Origin of the sequence: Methylobacterium sp. UNC300MFChir4.1, assembly GCF_900110155.1 — a bacterium.
Lineage (GTDB): Bacteria > Pseudomonadota > Alphaproteobacteria > Rhizobiales > Beijerinckiaceae > Methylobacterium.
On sequence record NZ_FOCS01000035.1, the window covers coordinates 35,465 to 42,443 of the forward strand.

Genomic DNA, 6,979 nt, shown 5'->3' on the forward strand with positions numbered 1-6,979 from the left:
GGGCGATGCCGCTCCAGCCCCACGAGACCGCCTTCACGCAGGCACCCGCGCCGCCGCGCCCGGTGCCGGTCCTTCCGGACGCCGCCGCGGCGCTCGCCGTCGCCGACCGGCTGGCGGAGGCCTTCGCCGAGGCCGCCGCCGAGCGCGACCTGGAGCGCCGCCTGCCAGTCGCCGAGATCGCGCGCTTCACCGAATCCGGCCTCTGGGCGATCACGGTGCCGAGGAAATACGGCGGCCCCGGCCTCGACAGCGCCACGGTCGCCCAGGTGATCGCCCGGATCGCCGCGGCGGACGGCTCCCTCGGCCAGATCCCGCAGAACCATTTCTACGCCCTGGAGGTGCTCCGCAACGGCGGCACCGAGGCCCAGAAGCGCGCCCTCTACGGCCGCGTCCTGGCGGGCGAGCGCTTCGGCAACGCGCTCGCCGAGACCGGCGCGCGCGACCACACCCGCCGCACCCGCCTCGTGCGCGACCCGGCTGGCTGGACTGTCGAGGGCCGCAAAGACTACTGCACCGGCTCGCTCTACGCCCACCGCATCCCAACCCTGGCCAACGCCGAGGAGGACGGCCGGGCGGTCGCCTACCTCGTCTTCGTCCCCCGGGACGCGCCGGGCGTGACCCTGGTCGACGACTGGGACGGGTTCGGGCAGCGGCTCACCGGCTCGGGCTCGGTCCTGTTCGAGCGCGTCGCCGTGGAGCCCGACTGGGTGGTGCCGTTCCAGGCCTCGCTGGAGCGGCCGACCGCCCTCGGCCCCTTCGCGCAGATCCTGCACGCCGGGATCGATCTCGGCATCGGCGCGGGCGCCTTCGCGGCGACCTTGCCCTTCGTGCGCGACCGCGCCCGGCCGTGGATCGATTCCGGGGTCGCGCGGGCGAGCGAGGATCCCCTGACCCTCCACGCGCTGGGCGACGTCCAGGTGCGCCTCGCGGCGGCCGACGCCCTGCTGGCGCGGGCCGGCCGCTACGTGGACGCCGCGCAGGAAGCCCCCGACGCCGACAGCGTCGCGGCCGCCTCCGTGGCGGTGGCGGAGGCCCGGGCGGCGAGCCACCGGGCCGGCCTGCTCGCGGCCAACAAGCTCGTCGAGCTCGGCGGCACCTCGGCCACCGACCGGGCCGAGGCGCTCGACCGCTACTGGCGCGACGTCCGCACCCACACCCTGCACGATCCGGTGCGCTGGAAGTACCACTGGATCGGCGCCTACCACCTCGACGGCCGGCAGCCGCCCCGGCACGGAGCGCTCTGATGGCCCTCGGAAAGAAGCAGATCCTGTTGAACGCCTTCAACATGACCTGCGCGGGCCACATCAACCACGGGCTCTGGACCCACCCGCGCGACCGCTCGGCCGCGTACAACACACTGTCCTACTGGACCGAGCAGGCGAGACTCCTGGAGCGCGGCCTGTTCGACGGCCTGTTCATCGCCGACATCATCGGCGTCTACGACGTCTACGGCGGCGGCATCGACGTGACCGCCCGGGAGGCCGTGCAGCTCCCGGTCAACGACCCGACCGTGATGATCTCCGCCATGGCGGCGGTGACCGAGCATCTCGGCTTCGGGGTGACGATCAACGTCCACCAGGAGGCGCCCTACACCTTCGCCCGGCGCCTCTCGACCCTCGACCACCTGACGGGCGGCCGGATCGGCTGGAACGTCGTCACCGGCTACCTCGACAGCGCCCACCGCGCCCAGAGCGGCGGCGCGTTGCCGGCGCACGACCGGCGCTACGACTACGCCGACGAGTATCTGGAGGTGCTCTACCGGCTCTGGGAGGGCAGCTGGGACGACGCGGCCGTGCGCCGCGACCGGGCGGGCCGGGTGTTCAGCGATCCCGCCCATATCCGCAAGGTCGTCCACCGGGGCGAGTTCTTCGCGGTCGAGGGCTACCACCTGTCGGAGCCGTCGCGCCAGCGCACGCCGGTGCTCTACCAGGCCGGCGCCTCGGGCCGCGGCCGCGCCTTCGCGGGCCGCCACGCCGAGTGCGTGTTCATCTCGGCCCGCGACCCGGCCACCGCCCGCGACTCCGTCCGCGCCATCCGGGCCGAGGCGGTCGCGGCCGGCCGGGAACCCGACGACGTGAAGGTGTTCGTCGGCCTCGCGGTGATCCCCGGTCGGACCCGGGCGGAGGCCGAGGCCAAGCGCGATGAGTACCTGTCCTACGCGAGCCCGGAGGCGGGGCTCGCGCATTTCTCCGCCTCCACGGGGATCGACTTCGCCCGCTACGGCCTCGACGAGCCGATCCCCTACGCGCCGGGCAACGCCATCCAGTCGGCCACCGCGGCGGCGGCCAGGCGCGGGCTGACGAAGCGCGACCTCCTCGCCGAATTGCAGCTCGGCGGCCGCTACGCGGTCCTCACCGGCGACGCCGTGACGATCGCCGACGAACTCCAGGCCTGGATCACGGAGGGCGAGGTCGACGGGTTCAACCTCAGCCGGATCGTCGTGCCGGAGAGTTTCTCCGACTTCATCGACCTCGTGATCCCGGAACTGCAGGATCGCGGCCTCTACAAGACCGCCTACGCCGAGGGCTCGCTGCGGGCGAAGCTGTTCGGCCAGGGGGACCGGCTGCCCGCGCGCCACCCGGCCGAGGCCTATCGCGGCGCGCCTCGGCGGCCCTGATCAGCGACCCTGGGACTCGCCGCTCTCGGAGCCGAACCAGCGGCCGTAGATCTCGTCGTAGCGGCCGTCCTCGCGCAGTCCCAGCAGGGCCTGGTTGACGCGCTTGCGCCGGGGGTCGTTGGCCGGGAACAGGATGCCGTAGGATTGCCGGTTGAACGCGGTGCCGACCAGGCGCAGGGCCTCGTGGCCGGGCCGGGTCGCGTAGTAGCTGAGCGCGGGGGCATCGTAGACCACTGCCGCGACCGTGCCGGCCCGCAGTGCCGCGCAGGCCTCCTCCAGGGTCGCGAAGCCCACCGGCGTGGCGAAATGGTCCGCCAGGTAGGCGACCGAGGTGGTGTTGGCGACCGTGCCCACCCGCTTGCCCGGCAGGTCCTGCGGGCCGTTGATCGCGCCGCGCAGGCGCTCCACGGTCGCCGTGCTGGTCAGGCCCGCGGTGAACCACGCCACCAGGGCGATGCAGGTGAACAGCCAGAGCACCGTGACGGCCCGCGCCAGCGGGCTGCGCGGCATCTCCTCCGCCTGGGCGGCGAGGCTGCTCAGGGCCCACCAGACGACGTGGGCGAAGCCGCGCGCCGGTCCCGAGCGCGCCGCCATGCCGCCGGGGTGGCGCCGCTCGAGCCACCAGACCAGGGCCGCCACCGCCAGGATCAGGGCGGCGAGCCCCAGCAGGACCTGCAGGAAGGCGGCGTCGCTCAGGAGCGCCCGGAGAGCCCGCGCGGTGGCCGAGCCGGTCGCGTCCGGCTCCGCCCGGACGGCGATGCGCAGGCCGGTCTCCAGCATCGTGACGGAGAAGTCGAAACGCCGCTCGCGCTCCGCGGTGATCGACACCGCCGCGATGGCGAGGTCCGCGCGCCCGTCCGAGACCGCCGCGAACAGCGCCGGCAGGTCGTCGACGCGCACGTACGCCGTCCGGACGCCGAGATCCCGCGCGAGGGCGTTCCAGAGATCGATGCTGAACCCGCGCAGCCGGCCGTCCTCGTCCATGACCAGGGGCGGCACTGGATGCGTCGCGACCCGCCACGTCTCGGGCTCGCCGGTGAGGAGCGCGGGCGCCGCCTCCCGAGGCTCGGCCCGGACGGGCTCCGCGGCGAGCGGCGCGGCGGCCGCGCAGCACAGGGAAAGGGACAGGCAGAGGGACAGGACGCCCGCGGCGCCGGCGCGCCGCCGGCCGGCGGACCGGCGCGGCACGTCAGAGGCTCTCGATCCAGTTGCGCAGGACGGCGCCGGGCGCGGGTTCGGGGCCGGTCTCCAAGCGCTGGGACGCGTCGCTCGGGACGAAGCCGAACCGGCGCTTGAACGCCCGCCGGAAGGTCCGCTCGTCCGAGAAGCCGACCGCGAAGGCGACCTGCGAGATGCGCAGGGGTTTGGGGGCATCGTCGCGCACGAGCATCCGCATCGCCGCCATGAGGCGGCGGTCGCGGATATACGCCACGATGCCGTTGGGGGCGAACAGCCGGTACAGGGTCGAGCGCGACAGGCCGAGCCGCGTCGCGATCAGGGCCGGCGTCAGCTTCGGATTGCCGAGCTCCATCTCGACGAGGCGGCGGACCCGGATCCGGATGTCCTGGTGCTGGGAGGGGCGCCCCTCCTCCTGCCCGCGCAGCCAGCTGGCGCAGAGCTGGGTGATCGCCGCCGAGGCCGCCAGGGCCTCGCGGCGGTCGAGGAGGTCGCCGCAGGCGACGACGTTGGCGACGAAATTATGGACCAGCCGCCCGAACGGGTCGCCGTCGTGGTCGAGGGGGCGCCCGTGCAGGGCGTCGGGGTGGCAGCCCTGCTTCTCCAGCAGGGCGCGGGGGATCACGACGTTCGTGGCGTCGACCGCGCCCGCCACGATGCGCACGGGCTGGGCGAGGTCGAAGACGATGCACTGCACCTCGTTCACGGGGCCGGTGCCCTGATCGGTCTCCACGCGGCTCTGCCCCCGCCGGTAGAATTGCAGCAGGATGTGGTCGAGGCCTTGCTGGCCGATCATCTCCCGCGTCCGCACGAGGGTGTGGGCCGGCGCCACCACGTCGCCGACCAGCAGGTCGCCGAGATGGTAGCTGCGCATCGCGATCGGGACGGTCAGGTCGGTCTCCGGGCGGAAGCTCACGTCGAAGATGGGCGCGAGATGGTCCTGCCACGCCCGCCCCAGCGCCGCGGGATCCCCGGGCGGCTCGAACCGCAGGCAGGCGACCTCTCCGCCCGGAGCCTCGCCCCCGGCCGGCGCCGCGTCCGGGTCCTGGTTTCTCTCCTCGGAAGACATACGTAGAGCCTGACACCTGCTGTTCGCGCGACCGATGAAGAACGAGGGCCTGCCCCAAGGTGACGCGTGGCAACGCGGTCCGGTCGTCCCGCACGTTAGCCGCGCCCACCCGGACAGTCTTCCTGTCTCCCGCCGACCCGGGCGGCTGTACACTGTCGTTTGCCGGGGCGAAGTGCGATTCGACGCGGGCGCCGCCCGACCGGACCGCCCCCGGTGCAACGTCCGATCAACGTGACCCGCGAGCCGGCGGTGTGGTTCCATCCGTCCCAGAAAGGGGGATCCCCGTTTCAGGACGTCGCGCGCGGCGCCGAGTGTGGCCGCGATGTGATAGTCCGTTAAAGCCGCATTTTCTAATCCCCGTGCAAAGCTTGCGGCATGCATGACGGGGGTCAGTCCAGTGGTCCAACAGTATAGCGACGTAGAGCGCGTGACCGGATCCTGTGATCCGAGCCGGGGCGCGGGCGTCGGAACCCGGCGTCGCGGCCCCGTACGGCTCGGATTGCTGGTCGGCAGCTCGCTCGCGACGCTCGCGCTGGCTCTGGGACCTGTGGCGGCGCAGACCGTGCCGGCGCGCTCGCCCTCGACACTGGGACTGACCAAGCAGGATTTTGAAACACGCGAGTACTGGAATGACTGGGGCCTCGGGGCGATCAACGCCTCGACTGCGTATGCTCGCGGGTTCACCGGGCTTGGGGTTTTAGTCGCCGTCATCGACACCGGTATAGATGCGACACATCCGGAATTCAGGAATTTGACGAATCCAGGCGGTTCGCGAATCTCGCCTGCCTCAGCCGATTTCTACGAGTGGTATCCGCAAACGCCTACTCCATTCACTATGCCCTCCGTCGTGGACAGAGACGGCCATGGTACCCACGTCGCCGGAACCATCGCCGCAGCACGCGACGGCGATCCCGCGGGCATGATGGGCGTCGCCTTCGAGAGCAGAATTCTTGCCTTGCGCGCTATCGTTGGAACTGATGACAGCCAAACATACAATCGGCCGAGGATGCAGCTGGGCGGAGACACCGCAGCTGCAATCGAATATGCAGCACAGAACGGCGCCCGCATCATAAACGGCAGCTATGGGTACTCTTTTAAAGACTCAAATTTATATCAGAAGTACAGCTACGAAGCTATGAGCGCGGAGCACCAAGCATTAAAGGAAGCTTCGAGCAGAGATGTGTTATCTATTTTCGCAGCAGGGAACAATCACGTCAGCGGAAACCTATACAATTGGGCAAACGCTTCAAGTGCATCTTTAATTCCCTACATTCGTCCAGAGAATGCCAATTCCGGCGTTTATCGCTTGTACGATATCAATGGTATCGAGCAAAAACAGGTCGATTTCTCCGATGTTTCGGGATATATCGTCGCCGTTGTAAATGTTGATGAATACAATAGGCCAAATTGGTCGAGCAACTTGTGCGGAGCCGCAGCAGCTTGGTGCATTTCTGCGCCTGGGACAAATATTTATTCTACTTGGCCGCTGAATATGGCCCCAGCCGATCAGATGACGGCCGGCTATTACTCGATCAGCGGTACGTCGATGGCCGCGCCGCACGTAGCGGGTGCCGCCGCTGTCCTGCGTCAGGCGTTCCCGTTCCTGACGGCGCCGCAGATCGCCCAGACCATGTTCACCACCGCCACCCATCTCGGTGACGGTCCGGCCAACGCCCCGAACGCCACCTTCGGCTGGGGCCTGCTCAACCTCGGCAAGGCCATCGACGGCCCGGGCCAGTTCACCTCCGACTGGACCGTCAACACCACCTACAACGGACAGGCCTATTACGGCCGCTTCGCCAACGCCATCTCCGGCGTCGGCGGTCTGACCAAGGTCGGGCTCGGCACCCTCGAACTCGCCGGCACCAACACCTATGCCGGACCGACCACCGTCGCCGGCGGCACCCTGTTCCTGTCCGCCAGCGGCAGCCTGACCTCACCGGTCTCCGTCCAGAGTGCCGGCACCTATCTCAATGCCGGCTGGACCCAGAGCAGCGTCAGCAATGCCGGCCTCCTGATCAACACCGGCACCATCTCCGGAGGTGCGACCAATGCCGGCACGGCGCTCAGCAGCGGCGTGATCGCCGGCGGCGTGGCCAACAGCGGCACGCTGTCCA

5 protein-coding genes are annotated in these 6,979 nt (G+C 70.2%); 3 read left to right on the plus strand and 2 right to left on the minus strand.

Translation table 11 applies throughout. The features are described 5' to 3' along the window. Positions 1–5 precede the first annotated feature (5 nt). Together BMY19_RS27740 and BMY19_RS27745 are read left to right on the plus strand one after the other, a co-directional pair. A complete protein-coding gene (locus tag BMY19_RS27740) occupies positions 6–1,244 on the plus strand; it encodes an SfnB family sulfur acquisition oxidoreductase (protein ID WP_100253609.1) in 1,239 nt (412 codons plus the stop codon). Continuing rightward, positions 1,244–2,617, plus strand: a complete 1,374-nt coding sequence (locus BMY19_RS27745) for an LLM class flavin-dependent oxidoreductase (RefSeq protein ID WP_100253610.1) — start codon at positions 1,244–1,246, stop codon at positions 2,615–2,617. The genes BMY19_RS27740 and BMY19_RS27745 overlap by 1 nt, the downstream gene beginning before the upstream one ends. On the opposite strand, the gene BMY19_RS27750 is transcribed toward BMY19_RS27745, so the two are convergent. Further along, positions 2,618–3,805, minus strand: coding sequence for a transporter substrate-binding domain-containing protein (locus BMY19_RS27750; RefSeq protein ID WP_100253611.1), 1,188 nt, complete (start codon positions 3,803–3,805; stop codon positions 2,618–2,620). Between the two features lies 1 nt (position 3,806). After that, positions 3,807–4,862: a helix-turn-helix domain-containing protein gene (locus BMY19_RS27755; protein WP_100253612.1), complete on the minus strand. Its 1,056-nt coding sequence runs from the start codon at positions 4,860–4,862 to the stop codon at positions 3,807–3,809. Positions 4,863–5,361: 499 nt separating this feature from the next. Between BMY19_RS27755 and BMY19_RS27760 the strand changes: the two genes are divergently transcribed. Continuing rightward, the coding region (locus BMY19_RS27760; protein WP_244535042.1) for a S8 family peptidase at positions 5,362–6,979 on the plus strand (1,618 nt) is incomplete at its 3' end.